The organism is Marinobacter orientalis, from assembly GCF_004792665.1.
In the GTDB taxonomy this organism is placed as follows: domain Bacteria; phylum Pseudomonadota; class Gammaproteobacteria; order Pseudomonadales; family Oleiphilaceae; genus Marinobacter; species Marinobacter orientalis.
In genome coordinates this window covers 239,034-261,181 of sequence record NZ_SRZX01000004.1, presented here as the reverse complement: position 1 = coordinate 261,181, position 22,148 = coordinate 239,034, and the positions used below count along the sequence as shown (strand labels likewise).

At 57.2% G+C, this 22,148-nt stretch carries 19 protein-coding genes and 1 tRNA gene; 12 read left to right on the top strand and 8 right to left on the bottom strand.

Going from position 1 to position 22,148, the window contains the following annotated elements; translation table 11 throughout:
- The first annotated feature begins 149 nt into the window (after nucleotides 1-149).
- Entirely contained in the window at nucleotides 150-1,169 is a 1,020-nt protein-coding gene (locus DIT72_RS13235; RefSeq protein ID WP_135955715.1) for a quinone-dependent dihydroorotate dehydrogenase, read from the top strand.
- A gap of 189 nt (nucleotides 1,170-1,358) precedes the next feature.
- Here DIT72_RS13235 and rmf read toward each other — a convergent pair whose 3' ends face one another.
- Nucleotides 1,359-1,571: a ribosome modulation factor gene (gene rmf / locus DIT72_RS13230; protein WP_114612471.1), complete on the bottom strand. Its 213-nt coding sequence runs from the start codon at nucleotides 1,569-1,571 to the stop codon at nucleotides 1,359-1,361.
- A gap of 320 nt (nucleotides 1,572-1,891) precedes the next feature.
- On the opposite strand from rmf, the gene rlmKL reads away from it, so the two are divergent.
- Complete coding sequence (gene rlmKL, locus DIT72_RS13225; RefSeq protein WP_135955714.1) at nucleotides 1,892-4,075, top strand: bifunctional 23S rRNA (guanine(2069)-N(7))-methyltransferase RlmK/23S rRNA (guanine(2445)-N(2))-methyltransferase RlmL; 2,184 nt, start codon at nucleotides 1,892-1,894, stop codon at nucleotides 4,073-4,075.
- Nucleotides 4,076-4,108: 33 nt separating this feature from the next.
- Here rlmKL and DIT72_RS13220 read toward each other — a convergent pair whose 3' ends face one another.
- Nucleotides 4,109-4,588, bottom strand: coding sequence for a hypothetical protein (locus DIT72_RS13220; RefSeq protein ID WP_135955713.1), 480 nt, complete (start codon nucleotides 4,586-4,588; stop codon nucleotides 4,109-4,111).
- Between the two features lie 112 nt (nucleotides 4,589-4,700).
- Between DIT72_RS13220 and DIT72_RS13215 the strand changes: the two genes are divergently transcribed.
- Entirely contained in the window at nucleotides 4,701-5,993 is a 1,293-nt protein-coding gene (locus DIT72_RS13215; RefSeq protein ID WP_135955712.1) for a M18 family aminopeptidase, read from the top strand.
- Nucleotide 5,994: 1 nt separating this feature from the next.
- On the opposite strand, the gene DIT72_RS13210 is transcribed toward DIT72_RS13215, so the two are convergent.
- A tRNA-Asn gene (locus tag DIT72_RS13210) sits at nucleotides 5,995-6,070 on the bottom strand.
- 73 nt (nucleotides 6,071-6,143) lie between these two features.
- On the opposite strand from DIT72_RS13210, the gene DIT72_RS13205 reads away from it, so the two are divergent.
- Nucleotides 6,144-7,109, top strand: a complete 966-nt coding sequence (locus DIT72_RS13205) for a YheT family hydrolase (protein ID WP_228260813.1) — start codon at nucleotides 6,144-6,146, stop codon at nucleotides 7,107-7,109.
- A 10-nt stretch (nucleotides 7,110-7,119) separates the two neighbouring features.
- Here the strand turns inward: DIT72_RS13205 and DIT72_RS13200 are convergent, their stop codons facing one another.
- Nucleotides 7,120-7,752: an arylesterase gene (locus tag DIT72_RS13200; protein ID WP_135955711.1), complete on the bottom strand. Its 633-nt coding sequence runs from the start codon at nucleotides 7,750-7,752 to the stop codon at nucleotides 7,120-7,122.
- 94 nt (nucleotides 7,753-7,846) lie between these two features.
- On the opposite strand from DIT72_RS13200, the gene DIT72_RS13195 reads away from it, so the two are divergent.
- Nucleotides 7,847-8,539, top strand: a complete 693-nt coding sequence (locus DIT72_RS13195) for an ABC transporter ATP-binding protein (protein ID WP_135955779.1) — start codon at nucleotides 7,847-7,849, stop codon at nucleotides 8,537-8,539.
- A complete protein-coding gene (locus tag DIT72_RS13190; RefSeq protein ID WP_135955710.1) occupies nucleotides 8,539-11,025 on the top strand; it encodes an ABC transporter permease in 2,487 nt (828 codons plus the stop codon). Before DIT72_RS13195 ends, DIT72_RS13190 begins: the two co-directional genes overlap by 1 nt.
- A gap of 28 nt (nucleotides 11,026-11,053) precedes the next feature.
- On the opposite strand, the gene DIT72_RS13185 is transcribed toward DIT72_RS13190, so the two are convergent.
- The 4 genes from DIT72_RS13185 to DIT72_RS13170 form a co-directional block, all read right to left on the bottom strand.
- Nucleotides 11,054-11,848 carry a substrate-binding periplasmic protein gene (locus DIT72_RS13185; protein ID WP_135955709.1) on the bottom strand — a complete coding sequence of 265 codons (795 nt, stop codon included), beginning with the start codon at nucleotides 11,846-11,848 and terminating at the stop codon, nucleotides 11,054-11,056.
- Between the two features lie 20 nt (nucleotides 11,849-11,868).
- Nucleotides 11,869-13,056, bottom strand: a complete 1,188-nt coding sequence (locus DIT72_RS13180) for an iron-containing alcohol dehydrogenase (protein WP_135955708.1) — start codon at nucleotides 13,054-13,056, stop codon at nucleotides 11,869-11,871.
- Nucleotides 13,056-13,601 (bottom strand): hypothetical protein, encoded by a 546-nt coding sequence (locus tag DIT72_RS13175; protein ID WP_135955707.1) that lies wholly within the window; start codon nucleotides 13,599-13,601, stop codon nucleotides 13,056-13,058. The genes DIT72_RS13180 and DIT72_RS13175 overlap by 1 nt, the downstream gene beginning before the upstream one ends.
- A gap of 75 nt (nucleotides 13,602-13,676) precedes the next feature.
- Nucleotides 13,677-14,957 (bottom strand): M48 family metalloprotease, encoded by a 1,281-nt coding sequence (locus tag DIT72_RS13170; RefSeq protein WP_135955706.1) that lies wholly within the window; start codon nucleotides 14,955-14,957, stop codon nucleotides 13,677-13,679.
- 193 nt (nucleotides 14,958-15,150) lie between these two features.
- Between DIT72_RS13170 and DIT72_RS13165 the strand changes: the two genes are divergently transcribed.
- The 6 genes from DIT72_RS13165 (at nucleotide 15,151) to DIT72_RS13140 (ending at nucleotide 22,105) form a co-directional block, all read left to right on the top strand.
- Complete coding sequence (locus DIT72_RS13165) at nucleotides 15,151-15,621, top strand: PaaI family thioesterase (protein ID WP_135955705.1); 471 nt, start codon at nucleotides 15,151-15,153, stop codon at nucleotides 15,619-15,621.
- The gene (locus DIT72_RS13160) at nucleotides 15,618-16,052 is read left to right on the top strand and encodes a PaaI family thioesterase (RefSeq protein WP_135955704.1); all 435 of its coding nucleotides are present in this window, start codon (nucleotides 15,618-15,620) and stop codon (nucleotides 16,050-16,052) included. Before DIT72_RS13165 ends, DIT72_RS13160 begins: the two co-directional genes overlap by 4 nt.
- Before the next feature lie 200 nt (nucleotides 16,053-16,252).
- Nucleotides 16,253-18,145, top strand: coding sequence for a molecular chaperone HtpG (htpG, locus tag DIT72_RS13155; protein WP_135955703.1), 1,893 nt, complete (start codon nucleotides 16,253-16,255; stop codon nucleotides 18,143-18,145).
- A 170-nt stretch (nucleotides 18,146-18,315) separates the two neighbouring features.
- Entirely contained in the window at nucleotides 18,316-18,534 is a 219-nt protein-coding gene (locus DIT72_RS13150) for a DUF2835 domain-containing protein (RefSeq protein ID WP_135955702.1), read from the top strand.
- A gap of 255 nt (nucleotides 18,535-18,789) precedes the next feature.
- Complete coding sequence (katG, locus tag DIT72_RS13145; RefSeq protein ID WP_135955701.1) at nucleotides 18,790-20,961, top strand: catalase/peroxidase HPI; 2,172 nt, start codon at nucleotides 18,790-18,792, stop codon at nucleotides 20,959-20,961.
- A 169-nt stretch (nucleotides 20,962-21,130) separates the two neighbouring features.
- Nucleotides 21,131-22,105 (top strand): tRNA dihydrouridine synthase, encoded by a 975-nt coding sequence (locus tag DIT72_RS13140; protein ID WP_135955700.1) that lies wholly within the window; start codon nucleotides 21,131-21,133, stop codon nucleotides 22,103-22,105.
- The last annotated feature ends 43 nt before the right edge of the window (nucleotides 22,106-22,148 follow it).

Below are 22,148 nucleotides of genomic sequence, written 5' to 3'. Positions count from 1 at the left end.
CGATTTTCAACAGGGTTATCCACAGATTCCGTGGAAAAGGTCACAACACCTTAACGCTACAGACATTTAACTGTCATGTGGGTGGTGTAAGCGATGCTGTGGAAAAGTTGCGGTATACTCCGCGTCATTCTCGACCTGGGAGATTCTTTATGTACGGCATTATGCGCAAATTGCTGTTCCGGCTGCCCCCGGAGACTGCCCATGATCTGGCTCTGACCGGTCTCGATATGGCTGGAAAACTCGGATTGCTGAAGGCTTTTGTCACCGAGCCGGACCCGTTACCCGTGCGGGTAATGGGCCTTGATTTTCCCAATCCGGTTGGCCTTGCCGCTGGCCTCGACAAGAATGCTGATCATCTGGATGCCCTGGGTGCGCTGGGTTTCGGGTTTATCGAAGTGGGTACGGTGACGCCACTTGCACAACCAGGCAACCCCAGGCCGCGCATGTTCCGGTTATCCGGGCATCAAGCCATTATCAACCGGATGGGCTTCAATAACCACGGCCTTGAACATTTGCTGGACCGTGTTGACCGGCGACGTTATCCCGGTGTGCTGGGCATCAATGTTGGCAAGAACAAGGTAACACCCAACGAGGAATCCGAATCGGATTATCGCAAGGGCATTGCAGCTGTCTACTCCCGCGCCGATTACATCACCGTGAATGTGTCGTCGCCAAACACGCCGGGGTTGCGCGATCTTCAGTTCGGTGACTCGCTAAAAGGCCTGATGCAGGCCATCAAGGATGAGCAGGCCCGCGGTGAAAAAGAGCACGGTCGCTATGTGCCACTGGCGGTCAAAATTGCCCCGGATATGGACGAGGCCGGTATCCGGTTTGTTGCGACAGCATTAAAAGAGTCGGGACTTGACGGAGTGATTGCAACGAACACGACCATCAGCCGTGACGCTGTTGCAGGTCATCGGCATGCCGGCGAAGCAGGCGGTCTAAGCGGTCGACCCGTGCGGGAGCCATCCACACGGGTGATTCAGGCGCTTTATGCGGAGCTGGGCGATACGTTGCCCATTATCGGGGTAGGTGGCATAACCGACGGTGACAGTGCGGCTGAAAAGATTCGGGCCGGGGCAAAGCTGGTCCAGATTTACACAGGATTTATCTATCGCGGGCCGGCGCTGATACGGGAGTCCGTTGAGGCGATTCGTCAACTGGGGTGAGGGCTTTGGAACACGGCGGTGTCAGAAATAAAATGGGCCCGCTTAGCGGGCCCGTGCGGGGAACGAACCCCGTGGCGCTTCATCGCATGGTCCGGGTCGGGAGGACCCGTTTGGGTTGCTCTGAGTACTGCGTCAAATTGTGTATTGTTGAAAGATCAGATTAAAGATTCGGAGCTTTGGCAAATGGCGTCATGCTGTTGTTACGTTTGCCAGTTTGTGGATGCCGGATACGCCGGTCATGCCCTCCCATTGATCTGTGCGGCCCTCTCGCCACCCGTTGAGCCATTCCTGGCGCACTTCCGGTTGTTCCAGCGGGCAGCTGTCTTTTGCTTTACCGGACACGCCGGCCAAGTAGCCCCGTTTGAATGCACGAGCGTACATATCTCTTTTCTGTCTTTTCATGCCGTTCCTCACTAATGGATTAACAGAACAAGCGTGTACACATCTGCAGTGGCCGTGACCAGGGCAACCCTTCCGAGGTAACCCACTATTGTCAGGTATGGCCAGAGCAGTCAGGATCCTGTTAACAGAGAACCTTTATCAGGCTCCCCGGAACGACGCGTCACTTACAAGGTAGGACTAAACCAGCGCTCTTGTACACTATTTATTTAATCTATATGAAGCTTTTTTTATAGTTTTGTGACATAAAAATCCGGGAAGCTGTGGGAATGCGCTATTCCTGCGACCTGACCTAGCTCACAGAAACGACTCAGGAGTCGAACGTGTCAGATCTTAACTATTTCGTAACCTGCCCGAAGGGCCTGGAATATCTGCTGGAGGACGAACTGCGTACCTTTGGCATGGATCCGGTCCGTAATGCGCCGGCAGGTGTGTGGGCCAATGGCAGCCTTGAGAGCGGCTATCGCGCCTGTCTGTGGTCGAGGCTGGCAAACCGGGTCATTCTTCACCTGGCAGATGTGGATGCCACCTCCGACGACCAGATGCTTGGCGGGGTAACAGATCTGGCGTGGCAGGACCATATTCCCGTCGACGGCAGTTTCCGGGTCAATTTTGTAGGCCAGAACGAGGCCATTCGCAATACTCAATATGGTGCCCAGCGTGTAAAGGACGGCATCGTGGACCGCTTGCGCAGCGCCAGCGGCCAACGGCCTTCCGTGGATGCAAAGAGTCCCGACGTGACCGTTTCTGCCCGTCTGAATCGCGGCAAATTGTCGGTAGGCATTGAGCTCAGCGGCGATAGCCTGCACAAGCGGGGTTATCGCACCGAGAAGGGCGCGGCGCCTCTGAAAGAAAACCTGGCAGCTGCCTTGCTGGTCCGATGCGGCTGGCCGGAGATCGCCAAAGCCGGAGGCGACTTTATCGATCCCATGTGCGGCTCTGGCACGCTGGTGATCGAGGCCGCGATGATGGCTCTGGATCTGGCTCCGGGCCGCAAGCGTGAGCGATTCGGGTTTGAACGCTGGCTGGGGCATCAGCCAGACCTCTGGCTGGCGCTCCGCCAGGAGGCGGAGAAGCGTGCTTATGAAGGCAAGCAGGGTATCGCGGGACGTATGCCGTTGTTCGTGGGTTTTGATCAGGACCGGGGTGTGATCCAGACCGCCAGAAATAACCTGCAGCGCGCGGGACTTGAGAGCATTGTAAAGGTTGAGCAGCGGGCCATTGATGACTTCGCCCGGGATGAAGACTGGGCCGGGACTGGCCTGGTACTGGTGAATCCTCCCTACGGCGAGCGGCTGAGCGAACGCAAGAAACTGGGCAAGCTGTATCGCAGTCTTGGTGAGGCTGTTAAAACGGCGTTACCTGGCTGGCGGCTTGGCGTGTTCACCGGTGCACCGGAATACGGGAAATCCATCGGCCTGCGCAGCTACAAACAGTATCGCCTGTTTAACGGCAAGTTGCCGGCACAGTTGCTGCTGTTCAATGTGGATGATGTCAGCTCAATGACCCCGAGGGAGCCGGATGTGCCCGGCGAGGTGTCGCCGCGCATTGCCAATGAAGAGCGCGCGGCGATGCTGCGCAACCGCCTGAAGAAGAACCTGAAGACCGTGGGCCAGTGGGCCCGCAAGCAGGGTATTGATTGCTACCGACTGTACGACGCCGATATGCCGGAGTTTGCGCTGGCTATTGATATCTATGACGGCCGGGTTCACGTGCAGGAGTATGCGGCGCCCAAGACGGTGGATGAGCGTTCCGCCCGCGAGCGTCTGGCAGAAGCCCTGGCGGTCATTCCCGAGGCGATCGGTGTCGATCGGGAAGATATGGTCTGTAAGCAACGCCAGCGACAGACTGGCACCAGCCAATATGAGAAGCAGGCGGCCAGCGGAGAGTTTTTCAATGTTCACGAGCATGGTTGCGTGCTGAAGGTGAACCTCAGGGATTACCTGGATACCGGTTTGTTCCTGGACCACCGCCCTGTGCGGCACTGGATTCAGCAGCATGCGGCAGGCAAGCGGTTCCTCAACCTGTTCTGCTATACCGGCGCCGCTACGGTTCATGCGGCTGTGGGCGGCGCGACCCGTTCACTGAGTCTGGACATGTCGAAAACGTACGTGAACTGGGCTGAGGAGAATCTGGCGCTCAATGGCGCCGACGCATCGTATCATCGGGTAGAGCAGGCAGATTGCCTGGCATGGTTGGCTGCCAGGCCGTCCACTGACCAGCGGTTTGATCTGATCTTCATGGATCCGCCGACGTTCTCGAACTCAGCCCGTATGGCCGGGGTGCTGGATATCCAGAAGGATCATGGACGGCTGATACAGCAGGCGATGCAGCGTCTGACGTCTGAGGGATTATTGATCTTCTCGACCAATTTCCGGCGCTTCAGGCTGGACGAGAGCCTGGAGGCGGAGTTTGCCGTTGAGGAAGTGACTCGCGACACACTTGACCGGGATTTTGAGCGTAACGCGCGGATTCACCGGTGCTGGCATATTCGCCACAACCTCTGAGGTCACGTCAGAACGCAGACCCGCCTGTTCAGGTTATTCAAACAGGCCTTCTTCCCGGGCAATCAGCAGCAGCGCATAAACCCCGTTTTCCGGTAGCCGGGGTTCAAGGCCTTCATCTGACAGCAACTGGCGGCGGCGGTCGTCCAGCTCTTCGCGGGGCATGGTGGTAATGAGTTCTTCAATACCGGCGATTTCGAAAGGCGCATCCATACTGACCGCCGTAAAAATAAGGTCCACAAGGACTTCATCCGGATCCATGCCGTCCACGTAAACGGTCTGGTCCGGCAGGTCCTGATGGAGTTCCTGGGCCAGCTCGATCAGCGGTACGCCCTGTTCTTCCAGATAAAGCAGGTCAATGTCGCCCAGGTCGGCGTCTTCCGGTATCCATTCGTCTGCCGGGGCAATGACGACGGTTTTCATCTGTCCGTCTTCCAGCGACCAGGCCATGGCGACGGGAAACAGAACATCGTCGGTCTGGCAGTATTCGATATCGAGAAAACGTGGTGCGGGCAAGGTACACTCTCCGGGTAGCCGGGCTGCACTCGGGCAGCTGTATTGTACGGATATGACGTCGGGCGCCATCATGCCATACTGGCGCCGCAATTATCAGTTTATCAGGAACATCATGGAACACGCTGAATTTAACAACGATCTGCTCGAATTTCTCAACGTTTCACCCACACCCTGGCACGCAGTTGCCGCCATGAAACAGCGGCTGGATGAAGCAGGTTTCCTCGCCCTGGACGAAAAAGAGGACTGGGACCTGGACGCCGGCCAGGGGTATTACGTGATCCGTAATGGCTCCTCCATTATAGCGTTCCGCACTGGCCGCCGCGACGTGGCGGAAGCTGGCATCCGTATGGTGGGTGCGCACACCGACAGCCCGTGCCTGAAGGTGAAACCGAACCCGGAACTGCGCCGCAAGGGCTTTTTCCAGCTGGGTGTGGAAGTGTACGGCGGCGTGTTGCTGAACCCCTGGTTTGACCGCGACCTGTCCCTGGCTGGGAGGGTCACTTATGCGGATGAATCCGGCCGTGTGAAAGACGCCCTGGTGGACTTCCGTAAACCTGTCGCCTACATTCCCAGCCTGGCCATTCATCTGGACCGGGAGGCCAACAGCAATCGCACGGTGAACCCGCAAACAGATCTGCCGCCTGTGCTGATGCAGGTGCCGGAAGAAGACACCACGCGCTTTGCCGATCTGCTGACCCAACAGCTTGTCCAGCAGCAGCCCGATCTCCGTGTGGGCAAGATTCTGGGTTATGAGCTGGGCTTCTACGATGCCCAGCCAGCATCGTTGGTGGGGCTGCGCGAGGATTTTATTGCCTCTGCCCGGCTGGACAACCTGTTGAGTTGCTTCATCGGCCTGCAGGCGCTGATCGCGTCTTCAGGAGACGAACCGGCACTGCTTGTCTGCAATGATCATGAGGAAGTGGGAAGCATGTCCGCAGAGGGCGCCCAGGGGCCATTCCTGTCAGCGGTTCTGGACCGGTGGTGCGGTAAGGGCAGAGCACGAGCAATCGCGCGCTCCATGATGATATCGGCGGACAATGCCCACGGCATCCATCCCAACTTCCTCGACCGGCACGATGAGAACCATGGCCCGTTACTGAATCAGGGGCCGGTGATCAAGGTGAATCACAATCAGCGCTATGCCACCAATAGCCGATCAGCTGCACTGTATCGTCACATCAGTGATGAACTGGACCTGCCTTATCAGACCTTTGTGGTGCGCAGTGATATGGGATGTGGTAGCACGATTGGGCCGCTGACAGCCGGTAATCTGGGTGTGACAACACTGGATATCGGCGTACCGCAATTTGGCATGCATTCGATCAGGGAAATGGCTGGCACGAGGGACGGCGTAACGCTTTTCCGCGTCCTGCGGGAATTCATGCAGCGGGGGGAAGTGCTGTAAGTGGCTCCCCGAGCTGGGCTCGAACCAGCGACAAACGGATTAACAGTCCGTTGCTCTACCAACTGAGCTATCGGGGAACAAAGTCGGAATGGCGAGCATGTTAGGGGCTTTCCCCGGTGGCGTCAACCCCATGAATCGAAAGGCTAAATTTTGTACTACCAAGTTCCTGACTACAAACCGCCGCTCTGGTTGCGCAACGGCCATGTCCAGTCGATCTGGCCGACGCTGTTCCGCAAGGTAAATCTTGAGGGTCCGGAGCGGGAAGTGTTGCCCACCGATGACAACGACCAACTGCACCTGGACTGGTACCGTCAGGGCAGTGACCGGCTGGCGGTGTTGTCTCATGGCCTTGAGGGGAATAGCCAGCGCCCTTATATGCAGGGACTGGCGCGCGCGTTACTGAGCGACGGCTGGGATGTGCTGGCCTGGAATTTCCGCTCCTGTGGCGGAGTGATGAACAATCAGCCCCGCTTCTACCACAGTGGTGCGACCGGCGACCTGGACCGGGTGGTGCAGCATGGGCTTGGACAGGGGTATAAAGCGGTGTTTCTCTCGGGCTTCAGTATGGGCGGCAATCTCACCCTGCTGTATCTTGGGCAGCAGTCCGAGCAAGTGGACAGTCGCATCTGCGGCGCTATTACCTACTCCGTACCCTGTGATCTGGCCGGCAGCGCCGATACCCTGGCCCTGCCCAGTCGGCGTATCTACATGCAGCGTTTCCTGCGGGACCTGCAGGTGAAGATGGAGGAGAAATCAAAGCGGTTTCCCGATCTCATTAATACCGAAGGCTTTGGGAATATTCGCAGTTTCCATGAATTTGATGACCGCTATACTGCTCCGTTGCACGGCTTCCGGGATGCACAGGATTATTGGGCGAGTTGTTCGGCACTGTGGAAGCTGAAAGATATCCGTGTGCCGTCGCTGATCGTCAATGCGGCCGATGATCCGTTTCTGTCGCGGCGATGCTTTCCCGAATCCCGCGAGGAACTGGGGACACATGTGCGGCTGGAGTCGCCTCGCTGGGGTGGGCATGTGGGCTTTGTCGAACACGCCCGGGATGGCTATTACTGGTCGGAGCGTCGTGCCGTGGCGCATGCCCGGTCGCTATTGGCATGAATCAGGGCGGTCACTGGCGCAGCATGGGCTCCAGCACCGGCCAGACATTATCCAGTAACTGGTGCTGGGCCTCGGCAGTAGGGTGGACGTCGTCATCCTGCATCATGTCTTCCTGGTCATAGATGCCATCCAGAAAGAAAGGTACCAGTTCCGTGTCCTGTTGCTCGGCCAGTTCCGGGTAGATTTCTGCGAACGCACGGGTATAACGTTCGCCGTAATTGGGAGGAATCTGCATGCCCACGAGCAAGGCCCGGGCGCCGGCTTCATTGACCTGCTCAATCATGCCGGACAGATTGCTGCGGATGACATCGGGGGGGAAACCCCGCAGGCCGTCATTGCCCCCCAGTTCGATAATGACAATGTCCGGCTCGTTTTCATCCAGCAGCCTGGGCAGGCGCCGCAGACCGCCGTCGGTGGTTTCACCGCTGATGCTGGCATTGACTACCTGCCAGTGATCGAGGCCTTCTTCATCGAGGCGCTCTTTCAACAGGGCGACCCAGGCTTCTTCGGTCTGCACGCCATAGGCCGCACTGAGACTGTCACCAAAAATCATCAGTGTGTTCTGGCCGGCCTGTGCTTGCGTACCGACACAAATTAAAGCCAGGAAAACTATTGATCTCAGGCGTAAAAATACCGTATGCATAGAGACTTGTTTCCAATAAAACCGTTTTCAATAAAATCGTTGTGGAGAACCTGTGAGCGACCCGAGTGAGCACAAACCGGAAAGTCAGCGTCCCATGCTGAAAGTCAGCAACCTGACCCACAAGGTTAGCCTGGAGACTGATACGTTAACGATCTTGCAGGGGGTCAGTCTGGAAATCAACCGCGGTGAGTCGGTGGCGATTGTCGGGCGCTCAGGTTCTGGCAAGACTACCCTGCTGGGACTGTTGGCCGGGCTGGATACCCCTTCGGAGGGTTCGGTTGAACTTGATGGTTCGGTGATCAGCCAGCTCAGCGAGGACGATCGCGCAAAGCTCCGCTCCCGTCGGGTCGGTTTCGTGTTCCAGTCGTTTCAGCTGTTGCCGGCACTGACGGCGCTGGAGAACGTCATGTTGCCACTGGAGCTCGGCGGGTTTGACAGCCCTCAGGCCAAGGCGCGGGAATTGCTGGAGCGGGTCGGGCTTGGTGAGCGACTCTACCATACGCCCCGGCAGCTTTCAGGCGGGGAGCAACAGCGTGTTGCCATTGCCCGGGCCTTTGCCTCGGAGCCCTCCATCCTGTTTGCGGATGAGCCCACTGGCAACCTGGATAACCGTACCGGCGCAGACGTGTCAGATCTGTTAATGACGCTGAACCGGGAGCAGGGCACCACGCTGGTTATGGTCACTCACGACGAGCAGCTTGCCGCTCGCTGTAGCCGCCATTTCAATATTGAAGCCGGCATCCTTACCGAACCCTCAACGTCAGAACAGTCGGAAGCGGTGAACTGATGGCGGCGTCGAAGAAGCTGATGTCAGTCAAACGCGACTGGCGCGAGAGAGACGTACGCGTTGTTCTGTCAGCGCTGGTCATTGCTGTTGCTACCGTGGCGACCATTGCCCTGTTTGCGAGCCAGTTACAGCGCACACTGGTTTCCTCGGCCAGTTCCTTCCTTGCCGCCGACCGCCAACTGGAAGCGGAAAACGGGCGGCCAGTTCCGCAAGCCTGGATGCAGGAAGCCGAACAGCGCGGCCTTGAAACTGCCCGCATGGTTGAGTTTTCCACCATGGTTTACGGCGCTGACAATTTCCAGCTGGTGTCGGTCAAAGCGGTCAATAACGAATACCCGCTGCGCGGCCAGGTGGAGTATCAGGTAGGTGCGGATGCCGCCAGGCAGACAGTCTCCCACGGGCCCCCGCCGGGAGAAGTGTGGATAAATCCGCGCCTGTTGCGATTACTGGAACTTGGGATCGGGGACAGCCTGGAAGTCGGTAATCACGAGCTGACTATCTCCGGTCTGCTGGTTCGCGAGCCGGATGGTGGCTTCAACATGTCATCACTGGCACCCCGGGTAATGATGCACGTGGACGATGTGGAACCCACCGGGGTGATCAAGGAAGGCAGCCGGGTAGAGTACGTTTACCTGTTTGCCGGCGAAGAGTCTGCCCTCAACGACTATTACAGCTGGCTGCAGCCGCAGCTGGAGCCCAGTCATGAATGGGAAGGCGTACGCGATGGTGAAACTTTCTCCCGGTCACTGGAGCGGGCCGAGCGTTTTCTCCTGCTGGGGGGCAGTCTGGCGGTAATGCTGGCGGCCGTTGCCGTGGCGGTAGCCAGCCGACAGTATGCGCTGTCCCAGAGAGATACTGTAGCCTTGCTGAAAACTCTGGGGGTGAGCAGTAAAGGGATTGGCCGGTTGTACATTCGCCGGCTGGCCCTCTGGGGCATTGTCGGTGCCATCGGCGGGCTTCTGGTGGCTCTGCCCCTGTATTGGCTTATGTCCAGTGTGCTGGGGGACGTGCTGGAGCAGCAGATTGATTATCAGCTGGATCCCAATGCCTTGGCGCCGGCACTTCTGACGGCCCTGGTATCCCTGTTTGCCTTTGCCTATCCACCGATTCGAAGATTGCGCAACGTGCCGGCCATGCGGGTGTTGCGCAGCCAGCCTGGTGAGTCCGGCCGTGAAGCTGTTCCCGATCTGATTATTGCGGCAGTGGCAATATTTGGACTGGTATGGATGTATGCCCGCGAGATTTCACTGGTTCTGTCTTTGCTGGGCGGCCTCGCATTTTTGCTGGGGACGCTGGGGTTGCTGGGATGGTTACTGGTGAGCACCCTGCGCAAGATCAGCGGTGGTGGCAATGCCTGGAGGCTTGCACTGGTCGGGCTGTACCGCCATCGTCGCGCCAGTCTGTCGCAGATTGCCGTGTTTGCAATGACACTGATGCTGGCGGCGACACTGATTCTGGTCAGAACGTCTTTGCTCGATGACTGGCAGGCGCAGTTGCCGGAAGATGCACCCAACCACTTCCTGATCAATATCTCACCGCAGGCAGTGGATGAGGTGGACGAGTTCTGGTCAGAGCGCGGGCATCCGCTTGAACAATTGTATCCCATGGTCCGTGGCCGGCTTACAGAACTGAACGGGCAGCCCGTCAAGGAGGCTGTGACCAAGGAGGAGCGGGTCGGGGCCCTGAATCGCGAGCTGAACCTGACCTGGATGGAAGAGTTGCCAGAAGATAACGAGGTCGTGGCAGGAGAGTGGTTCGAAGAGGGGCAGACCGATGGCGTGTCGATCGAGGCGGAGCTGGCCGGTAAACTCGGGGTCAGTGTAGGTGATGAGCTCGGCTTCACCATTGGTTCCGATAAGGTCACCGAAACGGTTACCAGCATCCGGACTGTCCAGTGGGACAGCATGAAACCCAACTTCTACATGGCGTTCCCACCCGGTGGCGGGCTTGAGGATATGCCTGCAACATGGATTACTGCCTTTTTCCTGCCGGCGGATATGAAGGGGGAGCTTAATGACTTTTCGCGACGGTTCCCGACAGTGTCCGTGCTGGAAATAGACCATGTGATTGAACGCATCCAGGCAATCGTGCGTCAGGTAACCCAGGCCATCGAGGCGATACTGGCGTTGATTCTGGCGGCGGCGCTGGTGGTGATGGCTGCCGTGGTCAGTGCCACCATGCAGGACCGGCAACGGGAAGGGGCCTTGCTACGAACCCTGGGAGGGCGCCAGTCGCTGCTGGTGAGAAGCACCATGCTGGAGTTTGCCCTGCTGGGATTCTTTGCCGGCATCCTTGGGGTGGTTGCTGCGGAGGGCGCTGTCTGGGCTCTGCAATTCAGGATGTTTGAAGGGGAGTTTCGCTGGCACTGGCAGGCCGTTCTACCGATTCCGCTGCTCAGCGCCCTGGTATTGGCTCTGTTTGGTCGCTGGCAACTGAAGCCTGTATTGAGCGTCTCACCCATGCTACTGCTCAGGCGTCTGGAATAGGGCAGCCAGGCTGTGTGGGCAAGGGGGGCTAACGGTAGCCGGCGAGAATGTCGTCCAGCTCGCCGTTCTCCCGCATGGCTGCAAGTTCGCGGTTGAAGGCTTCGGCAAAATCAGCCCAGTCCTTGCGGAGCATTAATCGGAAACCATACTCACTCAGTGTTCTTGATGAGGTGCGGAACTCGTTCTGCATGCCTTCGTTTCGCAAAATCCACCTGCCGACCAGCCGGTCCGCAATCGCAGCATCCATGTCCTCCCCGTGGAGTACGTAGGTGAACATGTCCTTGTCACGGGAAACGTCAAAACGTTTGATCCTGCCAGACTGGAAATGGGGCTCAAGGACAGGGTGGCGGTAGCCCAGGTGGGTTACCAGTGTGAGCGAGAACAGGTCTTTTGGTGCTTCAAATTCCAGGTCCGAATCTTTGGGTATAAACAGCACTTCCTCGATACTTACCACCGGTTTGGTGAAGGCAAACTGCTCAGGGTTGTCCGTCCACTCTTTTGCCCGGGTCGTGCCGTCGATGTAGCCCTCGGATAGCAACTGGTCAACACGTTTGCGGGGTATCGCTTCGGGAATAACCCGGTAGCCCAGGCGACCTGAAATTACTTTGACCACGTCCCACATGATGCCGGAGTGTTTTCCGTTTTCGTTGATCAGATAGGGAGGGTAGCCATTGGGAGAGACGTTAAACCGGAAAACCCGTTCATCCTCCTGCTGGATGGACTGCCCGGCGGCGAGTGCAAAAGGCCCTGACAGTAATGAGAATGCCAGTGCCAGTGAGACAGTGACTGTCGGCAGGCGCCGGCTGGATGCTGGGTTTCGCATAGGTCAGATGCTCTTATCCGTCAGGCCCAGGCCCGCCTGAGAACTGCTCGGGCGTCTTCCAGCGTCACTTCTTTCGGGTTGAACATCACGGAGCCGTCATCCATGGCCATTTCGGCGATGGTGTCCAGTTGATGTTCCTCTACGCTGCCGGTTTCTTTCAGCGTGCGCGGCAACCTGCAACGCTTGAAAAGCTCATCCCGCAGCTTGCGAATGGCAGAAATACTGGCCTCTGCGCGGCGGCTGGCAGGTGTGGCGGCATAGACTTCCGGGCCTTCAAGATAGAGCAGGAGTTCGCCCAATGGAGCCCGGATCGTCTCCAGGTTGTATTCCAGCACGTAAGGCAGATACAGGCTCATACACATGCCATGGGGCAGATGGCAGATGGCACCGGTAGCATGACCGAGGGCATGAACCAGGCCTACCATGGAATTGGAGAAGGCGATGCCGGCCATGGTCGAGGCTTGCGCCAGTTCCAGCCGGTTGTCGCTGTCTTTCGGATTATCCATGACCTCCAGCAGGGAAGTACTGATTTTCTTGATGGCCGCGGTTGCATAGGCATCGCTGAGCGGATTTTTCGCCATACAGGTGAATGCTTCCGTGGCATGGGTCATGGCGTCCATGGCGGTGGCTGCTGTGATGTGCGGTGGCAGTGTCAGGGTCATCCTCGGGTCGATTACCGCTGCGTTGGGAAGCAGGAACGAGGACGAGAATGGCAGTTTGACTGACTTGGCGGTGTCGGTTATTACCGCAACGGAGGTGACCTCAGAGCCGGTGCCTGCCGTAGTCGGAACCACCAGGAACGGTTTCAGCGGGTGTTTGATGGTCCCCGCGCCACTGTATTCGGCGATGTTGTCACCGCCCTCGGACACCAGGACATTCACGGCCTTGGCCGTATCAATCGCAGACCCGCCGCCGACTGCGATGAGAGAATCGCACTTTTCACGGCGGTAGATGCCGGCAATGTCCTTTACCACGCCGGTCGAAGAGTCCGGCGGGACGTCATCGTAGATACTGATGATTTCCAGGCCGCTCTCTTCACAGGCGGCAATCACGGGGTCAAGCAGGCCGGCGGCGCGAACGCCCTTATCGGTCACAATCATCGGACGTCCGGCACCGAGGCCGGTCAGCTCGTAGGGAATGTGTTCCAGGGCCGCTTTACCGGCAATTACCTTAACCGGGCAGAAAAACTCATAGTATTGATTGGTCATTATGCTCTTACCGTCTCGATAAAATTGGAGGCTACCTTGAGGTATATACGGGCCGCACTGAGGAGCTTCTCGGGCAGGCGCAGATTTGAGGGGTACTCCTTGACCGCACGCTCTGCCACCACCCTGGGCAGGATAAAGGATTCAAGGCGATTCAGGATTCGGGTCATGCGAACGGCGTAGCCGATATCCCCATCCACCAGCATGCGATCGTTAGCAAAAGCGACCGAGGTTTTTTCCTGGAAAGACATTACCAGAAAGGCATGGGCAATATGCTTGAACCGGATGGACAGATCCACTGGCCGGGGCGCGGAATTGCCGTGATAGTGAAAGCGGCCGTCGCCGACGTGCTCCACAATGAGGCGCGAGCCATCCGGCATCACCATCATTTCAAAAAGGAAGCCTTCGGGCAGGCCGCGGGCTTCCCTCCGGGCAGAAGCATCAACTTCGCTGATGGCCTGAAGGGCACGCCCCATGACCTGGAACATCAGTTCCACATAAAGCCGACGAGCCTGAAAGGCCATCGGCTGGATACGTTTCGCGAGCATGGCAATCGTCCGGTTATGGTCTCGATACACTGATTTTTAGAGTTATTGCTCTAAAAGTCAATGCGGACGACGACTTTAGTTCCCCGTCAACTGGACCAGCTTCTGTTGTGCTTCCTGTGCAATCTCTCCTTCAGCCTCGGCAGCGGTACTGTAATACCGGATCGCGTCGTCCCGGCGATTCTGTTTGACTGCAATGTCACCCAGGCGCAGAAAGGCAATGGAGGTGGGAACGGTTTCGTTGGCCTTGTTCAGCCGTTCTTTTGCCTTGTCCAGTTTGTTCAGCTCCAGCGCGTTCAGACCACTGTGCAACTGATAGGCAAACATTTCGGGGTACAGGGACGTGGCTTTATCGAAGTCTGCCTCTGCTTTTTCCGGATTGTCCTTCGCCCTGTAAATGCGACCGCGCAGAGAATAGAAGGCGGCTTCTTCCGGTTCTATGCTGATTGCCTCGTTCACTCTGGCAAGTGCCTGGTCAAGCTTGTCGTTGCTTGCCAGCTTCATGGCTTCCTCGTGAGCCTCATAAGCGGGCTGTCGATCCCGCAAGAACGACAGTTTTTCCTGGTACACGTCCCTGCCGCGGTAACCACCCGCACCTATCTTGTCGACCAGTTCCTGGTTTTCCCGCACGCGCTTCTGTGAAGGGGGGTGGGTGGCGAACATGCCCTCTATAAAGCTGGTTTCGCGGCCTTCGGAAAGGCGGACGAAGAGTTCCTGCAATTCCACCGCCGCCTGCGGGTCATAGCCGGCTTCTTTCATGTAGCGGATACCGTAATGGTCGGACTCGAGCTCGTCCGCCTGGCTGTACTGGGCCAGTGCCAACTGGGCGCCCATGGCTGCGCCCCCCATGATCAGTCCGGCCCACTCGTTATCCGACAGGGCAAAGCCCAGGCCTGCCACGCCCAAACTGATAAGTGTGCCCTGCTGCATGCGCTGGACACTGTGTCGGGCCGCAGCATGAACAATCTCATGGCCCAGAATCGAGGCAAGCTGGGCTTCGTCTTTCAGTTCCGTCAGTAATCCACGATTAATGGCAATCTTGCCGCCCGGTAGTGCCCAGGCGTTAGGAACACTGCTGTTCAGTACCACGAATTCGTAGGGCAGGTCGGGGCGGTCACTGACTTTTGCCAGTTTCTGGCCTACTTCGCTGACGTAACGGTTCAGTTCCGGGTCAAGGTAAAACTGACCGCCCTGGGTCTGCTGGGTGGGTTTGTATTGTTCGCTACCAATGGAAAGCTCCTGGCTTTCGGAGATCAGCGAGAGCTGTTTTTCACCGGTGACCGGGTTAACAGAGCACCCGGATACAAAAGCCAGCACAACAATAACGGTGAGATATCGTAATCCAGCGTGGATGTTCACGGATAAGACTCCTTGGTTGATGTCCCTGGGCAAGTCTGCCGGTTGACGACGTCGCCTTTTATACAGTTTTGCCACGTTTATACCATATCCGCGCTGTCAGCTGTGTGCCTGCAGCTAAAGACCTGTTGTCTGGAGGCTTTCCCGGGGTTGCGTTATCATTGCGAATTACTCCTTCTCACTTGTAATGGTCCTTATGAACGACGCCACTAGAATGGACCGGGTTCGCCGTTTTATAGCAACCCTCAACCAGGGCCGCGAACTGGGTCTGACCGTAACATCGGCAAAAGAGGGCCAGTTGATCCTGTGCCTGCCATACAGCGATCGTATTATCGGCAATCCCGATACCGGCGTGATACACGGCGGTGCCATTACCACTCTGATGGATACGGCCTCCGGCTCGGTGATCATGTGCGCCCTGGAAGAGTTCGAATTATGCCCGACGCTGGATCTGCGAGTGGATTACATGCGTCCGGCTGAACCCCACAAGCCGGTTTACGCCCGGGCCGAAACCTACAGGGTTACCCGCAATATCATCTTTACCCGCTGCGAAGCCTTCCAGGACCCTGGTGATACCGTTGCCAACTGTGTCGCCACGTTCATGAGGATAGGCAAAGAGGCAATGCCCAAGTCTTTCCGTAAACTGATCGACGGAGGCAAAGCATGACCAGCCCGGAAATCCTTCGCTACACCCAGGAAACCGGTGATTTTTCCCGCATGCTGGAAAGCATTCCCTACGCCCGCTTCATCGGCCTGGCATGCGACCGCTTCGGCGACGACCTGATTTTCCGCCTCCCCAGAAAAAAGGAGAACCTGGGCAATCCGATACTGCCGGCCATTCACGGCGGTGTCATCGGTGGTTTCATGGAGTTGTCTGCGGTCATCTACCTGATGATGTCCCAGGAAACCCTGCGCATGCCCCGGATTGTCGATTTCTCCCTCGATTATCTGCGCGCAGGCCTCAACCGCGAAACCTTCGCAGAGTGCCAGCTCACCCGCCAGGGCAACCGCGTGGCCAACGTGATGATCACCGCCTGGCAGAAATCCCGCTCCCAGCCCATTGCCACAGCCCGGGCGCACTTCCTGCTGGATGATTGACTTCATCTTATCGGGGTTGAAATACCCCGGATGAACCCCATTTCCAAGTTCAGCATATTAGGGATTGATGCAGGCGAGCAGTTGAGGACGGGTTTACGAAACACGCCTCGAGACGTCCATGTGCGGCTCGGGCTCCGCCATCCATGGCTCCGCACCCGCGCCGATCCTCCAAACCCAAACAGCAGGAGAAAAAACAAGCCATGACGGTTGAATCGCAAAAAGAGACCCTTGGTTTTCAGACTGAGGTCAAGCAGCTACTTAACCTGATGATTCATTCCCTGTATTCCAACAAGGAAATCTTCCTGCGTGAGCTGATTTCCAATGCCTCGGATGCAGAAGACAAGCTGCGCTTTGCTGCGCTGAAAGATGACAGCCTTTTCGAGAACGATCCTGAGCTGAAAATTCGTCTGGATTATGATGCGGAGAAGAACACCGTCACTCTCTCTGATAACGGCATCGGAATGACCCGTGATGACGTCGTCCAGAACCTCGGCACAATCGCCCGGTCCGGTACCGCAGAATTCCTGCAGCAGCTTTCCGGTGACGAGAAGAAAGACAGCAAGCTGATCGGTCAGTTTGGTGTCGGTTTCTATTCCTCCTTTATCGTTGCGGACGCGGTGGAAGTCTATACCCGTCGCGCCGGTGCACCTGTTGAGGAAGGCGTCCACTGGGAGTCCAAAGGCGATGGTGAGTTCACCATCGAGAATGTGGATCTTGACGAGCGTGGCACCACAATCGTTCTGCACCTTAAAGACGACGCCAGGGAATTTGCCGACGGTTCCCGCCTGCGCAACCTGGTGAAAAAGTATTCCGACCACATCTCGTTCCCGGTGATGATGAAATCTGAATCCGGGGAAGAGGGCGAGAAGGGCGAGTATGAAACCGTCAACGATGCCACTGCTCTGTGGACGCTGTCCCGCAGCGAGATCAAGGACGAAGAGTACAAGGAATTCTACAAGCACATCTCCCATGACTTTGAAGATCCGCTGACCTGGTCCCACAACAAGGTCGAAGGCAAGCTGGATTACACCAGCCTGCTGTACATTCCAGGACGTGCGCCGTTTGATCTCTATAACCGCGAAGCGCCCCGTGGCCTGAAACTCTATGTGCAGCGCGTGTTCATCATGGACGACGCCGAACAGTTCCTGCCGCTTTACCTGCGCTTTACCAAGGGCGTGATTGACTCCAACGATCTGTCACTGAACGTTTCCCGGGAGATCCTTCAGAACGACAGCACCGTGGACAGCATCCGTACCGCCGTCACCAAGCGGGTTCTCGACATGCTCTCCAAGCTGGCAAAGAAGGAACCGGAGAAATACCAGCAGTTCTGGAACGAGTTTGGCACGGTGATGAAGGAAGGGCCCGCGGAAGACTTCAGCAATCGCGAGAAGATCGGCGGCCTGTTGCGGTTTGCATCCACCCATACCGGCGACGAGGCACAAACAGTGTCGCTGGATGACTACATCGGTCGGATGAAAGAAGGTCAGAGCAAGATCTACTACATCACCGCTGACAATTTCATGGCCGCCAAGAGTAGCCCGCACCTGGAAGTATTCCGCAAGAAGGGCGTCGAGGTGCTGATCCTCTCTGACCGGATTGACGAGTGGATGATGGGCTACCTCAACGAATACGACGGCAAGCAGTTCCAGGACGTTGCCCGCGGCGAGCTTGATCTGGGCGACGTGGAAACCGAGGAAGACAAGAAACACCAGGAAGAAGCCACCAAGGAACACAAGGATCTGCTGGAGCGCATCAAGAACGCTCTGTCCGATCGCGTTCAGGACGTGCGTGTTACCAATCGCCTGACCGACTCACCGGCCTGCCTGGTCGTTGGCGACTTCGACATGGGCGCCCAGATGAAGAAGATCATGGAAGCCGCTGGCCAGAAAGTGCCGGACAGCAAGCCGATTTTCGAAATCAACGTGGACCATCCGCTGGTTCAGCGCCTGGAAAGTGAACAAGGTGAAGAGCGCTTCAAGGAACTGTCCGCAGTACTGCTGGACCAGGCTACGCTGGCCAGCGGCGAGCAGTTGGAAGATCCGGGAGCCTACGTCAGCCGCCTGAACCGCCTGTTGCTGGAACTGGCAAACTAAAGCCTGAAACCGCAGGTCGGATTAGGCGCAGCCGTAATCCGACAGCGGACCGGGCATACAGACCGTAGGTCGGATTAGGCGCAGCCGTAATCCGACAACAGGCCCGACTATGCCAAACAGATATGTGGGATTAAGGCTTTGCCTAATCCGACCTACCATTCCAGGATGCCATGCAGCAGATCATTGTGGACGTCGAAATCAGCCCTGATGAGTGGATAAAGCTCTATCAGGGCATCGCCACCGATGTCCGCACCACGGCCCGGGACGGGCGCTCTGTCCGCTTCCCGGCCCGCATCCTTTCCCGCTTTTACCTCAGCGATGGCGTTCGTGGGAGCTTCCGGATTCTTTTTGACGATGCCGGGAAGTTTATGTCCATTGAAAGGCTCTGATCTCCGACTGCCGCCCATCATTGTCAAAAACTTTCACAAGCTTGTTTTTAATTAATTGTATTAAATGCTTGTGTCGCGTTAAGTTGGATGTTCTCGCCAGAGGGGTAACGCCTTGGCAGACTGCGGGAAAATCTGATAGGCATTCGCTATCCCGTACATAATTAATACTCAGAGCAGAGCACTTTTTTTGTCCTATAGTTAGAGTTGCTTACGTAAAAGCAGTGTCGTTTTGCCAAACCGAATCAGGAGAGAGAAATGACAGAGAACAACAGCTCAGGCGGAAAATGCCCGGTAATGCACGGGTCTAACACGCAGGAGAACGCCGATGTGGTGGCCTGGTGGCCGGAAAACCTGAACCTGGACATCCTGCATCAGCACGATTACAAGACCAATCCGATGGGTGAGGATTTCGACTATCGGGAAGAAGTCAAAAAGCTCGATTACGAAGCACTTGAAAAAGACATGCACGAGCTGATGACCAGCAGCCAGGAATGGTGGCCTGCGGACTGGGGCCATTATGGTGGCCTGATGATTCGCCTGGCATGGCACGCTGCCGGTACTTATCGCCTGGCGGATGGCCGTGGTGGCGCCGGAACCGGTAACCAGCGCTTCGCGCCGATCAACTCCTGGCCGGATAACGGCAACCTGGACAAGGCCCGTCGTTTGCTGTGGCCGCTCAAGAAAAAATACGGCAACAAAGTGAGCTGGGCCGACCTCTTCATCCTGGCCGGCAATGTTGCTTACGAATCCTTTGGCTTCAAAACCTTCGGCTTTTCCTATGGCCGTGAGGACATCTGGCATCCGGAGAAAGATATTTACTGGGGTGCAGAGAAAGAGTGGCTGGCCCCCTCTGATAGCCGGTATGAAAACGTAGAAAACCCTGACACCATGGAAAACCCCCTCGCCGCTGTTCAGATGGGTCTGATTTATGTGAACCCTGAAGGTGTAAACGGCGTGTCGGATCCTCAGAAGAGTGCCGAGCAGGTCCGCGTTACCTTCGCACGTATGGCGATGAACGACGAAGAGACCGCTGCACTGACTGCGGGCGGCCACACCGTTGGCAAAACCCACGGTAATGGCGATGCGGAAGCGCTTGGGCCCGAGCCTGAAGGCGCTGATGTTCACGAACAGGGTCTCGGCTGGCACAACCCGAACCTGAAAGGCAAGGCGACCAATGCCATTACTTCGGGCCTTGAAGGTGCCTGGACCACCAATCCTACCCAGTTCGATATGGGTTACTTCGACCTGCTGTTCGGCTATGAATGGGAACTGACCAAGAGCCCGGCTGGCGCGAACCAGTGGGAGCCCATCGATATCAGGGAAGAGGACAAGCCGGTGGATTCTACCGACCCGTCCGTTCGCCGCAATCCGATGATGACCGATGCGGATATGGCGATGAAAGTGGATCCGAAGTACCGCGCGATCTGTGAGAAATTCATGGCCGACCCGGAGTACTTCAAGGATTGCTTCGCCCGTGCCTGGTTCAAGCTGACTCACCGGGATATGGGGCCAAAAGCCCGGTATATCGGCCCGGACGTACCAACGGAAGATCTGATCTGGCAGGATCCCTGCCCGCAGGGTGAGACCAACTACATCGAAGAAGTGGTCAAAGAGAGGATCGCCGAAGCCAACCTGAGCCTCAATGAACTGATTTCCACCGCCTGGGATAGTGCCCGCACCTTCCGTGGTTCCGATATGCGCGGTGGTGCCAATGGTGCTCGCATTCGTCTGGCCCCCCAGAAAGACTGGGAAGGCAACGAACCGGATCGCCTGGCCAAGGTGCTGAAGGTCTACGAGAAGATCTCTGCGGACACTGGCGCCAGCATTGCAGACGTGATCGTTCTGGGTGGCAACCTGGGCATCGAGATGGCAGCGAAGGCGGCGGGACACGACGTTCATGTGCCGTTCCTCAAGGGCCGTGGTGACGCAACGGACGAGATGACCGACGCTGAATCTTTCGAGCCGCTGGAGCCGCTGGCCGATGGCTTCCGCAACTGGCAGAAGAAGGATTACGTGGTCAAGCCGGAAGAAATGCTTCTGGACCGCGCCCAGCTGATGGGCCTGACTGCGCCGGAAATGACCGTTCTGATGGGGGGTATGCGCGTTCTGGGCACCAACCATGGAGGTACCAGTCACGGCGTGTTCACTGATCGGGTTGGCCAGCTGACCAATGACTTTTTCGTGAACCTGACGGACATGTCCAACACCTGGGAGCCCACTGGCAAGAACTCGTACAACATCGTGGATCGTAAGAACGGCAACACCAAGTTCACCGCGACCCGTGTTGATCTCGTGTTCGGTTCCAACTCCATCCTGCGTGCCTATGCCGAGGTTTATGCCCAGGATGACAGCGAAGAGAAGTTCGTGAACGACTTCGTCGCTGCCTGGACCAAGGTCATGAACGCCGATCGTTTCGACGTCAAATAAAATCTGCCGATGAATGGGCACTCCGGTAAGGGGTGCCCATTAACGAGCCCATCAAAGGGCCTGTCAAAGTGTCCACCTACCAACTTCCCGCCAGATTCCTTACAATCCTTGCCGCCTGATTCCTGATCAGTCTCAATCTGACCACACCTGTTTTTCTGCTGGAGCACACATGCGAATCATCCTCGCCCCGATGGAAGGGCTGGTCGATGCACCCATCCGTGAAACACTGACCAGGGTCGGTGGGATTGACCGGTGTGTGACGGAATTCATTCGCGTAACCCGTGGCATGCTGCCGGCAAGAGTGTTCTACAAATACGCTCCGGAACTGCACAACCAGTCACTGACTGAAGCGGGTACACCGGTGGCGGTTCAGCTACTCGGCTCAGACCCGTACCAGATGGCCTGTCATGGCGCAAAAGCCGCCGAACTGGGGGCAACCCAGGTGGATATCAATTTCGGTTGTCCGGCCAAAACCGTCAACAAGCATAAGGGTGGCTGCGTGCTGATGCGCGAGCCGGAACTGATGCACCAGATTGTGGCTGCCGTGCGCCAGGCTGTGCCCGCTAATGTGCCGGTAACCGCAAAAATGCGACTGGGTTATGACGACCGCTCCATGGGCGTCGCTTGTGCGCAGGCACTGGAAGCTGCCGGCGCTGAAGAGATTGTCATCCACGCCCGTAGCAAAGTAGACGGCTACCGTCCGCCTGCGTACTGGGAGGAAATTGCCCGGGCAAGGGAAGCGGTAAATACCCACATCATCGCGAATGGGGAAATCTGGACTGTGGCGGACTACTGGCGATGCCGGGAAGTGTCCGGCTGTGACGATGTAATGATCGGCCGAGGCCTGATTGCGCGGCCGGATCTGGCCCGGCAGATCAGGGCAAGCCAGCAGGGTGTGGCGGTAACGGATATGACCTGGGCTGAAGCCGTGGGCCTGGTTCGCGAATACGCCACCGTTCTTCAGGGCTGGCTGGAGGATCGCTACGTGACCGGCCGCATCAAACAATGGCTCAATTTCCTGCGACAGGGCTTTGCCGAGGCTGAAGCAATCTGGCCCGAGGCCCGTAAAATCCGTCAGGTGGCCCCCATGATGGCCTGTCTGGATTCAGGGATTGCATACTCGGGGACTGCTTTGGCAGGCTGAACCACAATTCCGGATCGTGGCGCTCGGGAATTTGATCTGCGCT

Excerpts from the sequence above, each read along its gene's own strand:
- DIT72_RS13235 (WP_135955715.1), top strand. The coding sequence starts at position 150 with ATGTACGGCATTATGCGCAAATTGCTGTTCCGGCTGCCCCCGGAGACT.
- rmf (WP_114612471.1), bottom strand. The coding sequence starts at position 1,571 with ATGAAAAGACAGAAAAGAGATATGTACGCTCGTGCATTCAAACGGGGC.
- DIT72_RS13215 (WP_135955712.1), top strand. The coding sequence starts at position 4,701 with ATGGAACACGCTGAATTTAACAACGATCTGCTCGAATTTCTCAACGTT.
- DIT72_RS13200 (WP_135955711.1), bottom strand. The coding sequence starts at position 7,752 with ATGCATACGGTATTTTTACGCCTGAGATCAATAGTTTTCCTGGCTTTA.
- DIT72_RS13195 (WP_135955779.1), top strand. The coding sequence starts at position 7,847 with ATGCTGAAAGTCAGCAACCTGACCCACAAGGTTAGCCTGGAGACTGAT.
- DIT72_RS13190 (WP_135955710.1), top strand. The coding sequence starts at position 8,539 with ATGGCGGCGTCGAAGAAGCTGATGTCAGTCAAACGCGACTGGCGCGAG.
- DIT72_RS13185 (WP_135955709.1), bottom strand. The coding sequence starts at position 11,848 with ATGCGAAACCCAGCATCCAGCCGGCGCCTGCCGACAGTCACTGTCTCA.
- DIT72_RS13180 (WP_135955708.1), bottom strand. The coding sequence starts at position 13,056 with ATGACCAATCAATACTATGAGTTTTTCTGCCCGGTTAAGGTAATTGCC.
- DIT72_RS13175 (WP_135955707.1), bottom strand. The coding sequence starts at position 13,601 with ATGCTCGCGAAACGTATCCAGCCGATGGCCTTTCAGGCTCGTCGGCTT.
- DIT72_RS13165 (WP_135955705.1), top strand. The coding sequence starts at position 15,151 with ATGAACGACGCCACTAGAATGGACCGGGTTCGCCGTTTTATAGCAACC.
- DIT72_RS13160 (WP_135955704.1), top strand. The coding sequence starts at position 15,618 with ATGACCAGCCCGGAAATCCTTCGCTACACCCAGGAAACCGGTGATTTT.
- htpG (WP_135955703.1), top strand. The coding sequence starts at position 16,253 with ATGACGGTTGAATCGCAAAAAGAGACCCTTGGTTTTCAGACTGAGGTC.
- DIT72_RS13150 (WP_135955702.1), top strand. The coding sequence starts at position 18,316 with ATGCAGCAGATCATTGTGGACGTCGAAATCAGCCCTGATGAGTGGATA.
- katG (WP_135955701.1), top strand. The coding sequence starts at position 18,790 with ATGACAGAGAACAACAGCTCAGGCGGAAAATGCCCGGTAATGCACGGG.
- DIT72_RS13140 (WP_135955700.1), top strand. The coding sequence starts at position 21,131 with ATGCGAATCATCCTCGCCCCGATGGAAGGGCTGGTCGATGCACCCATC.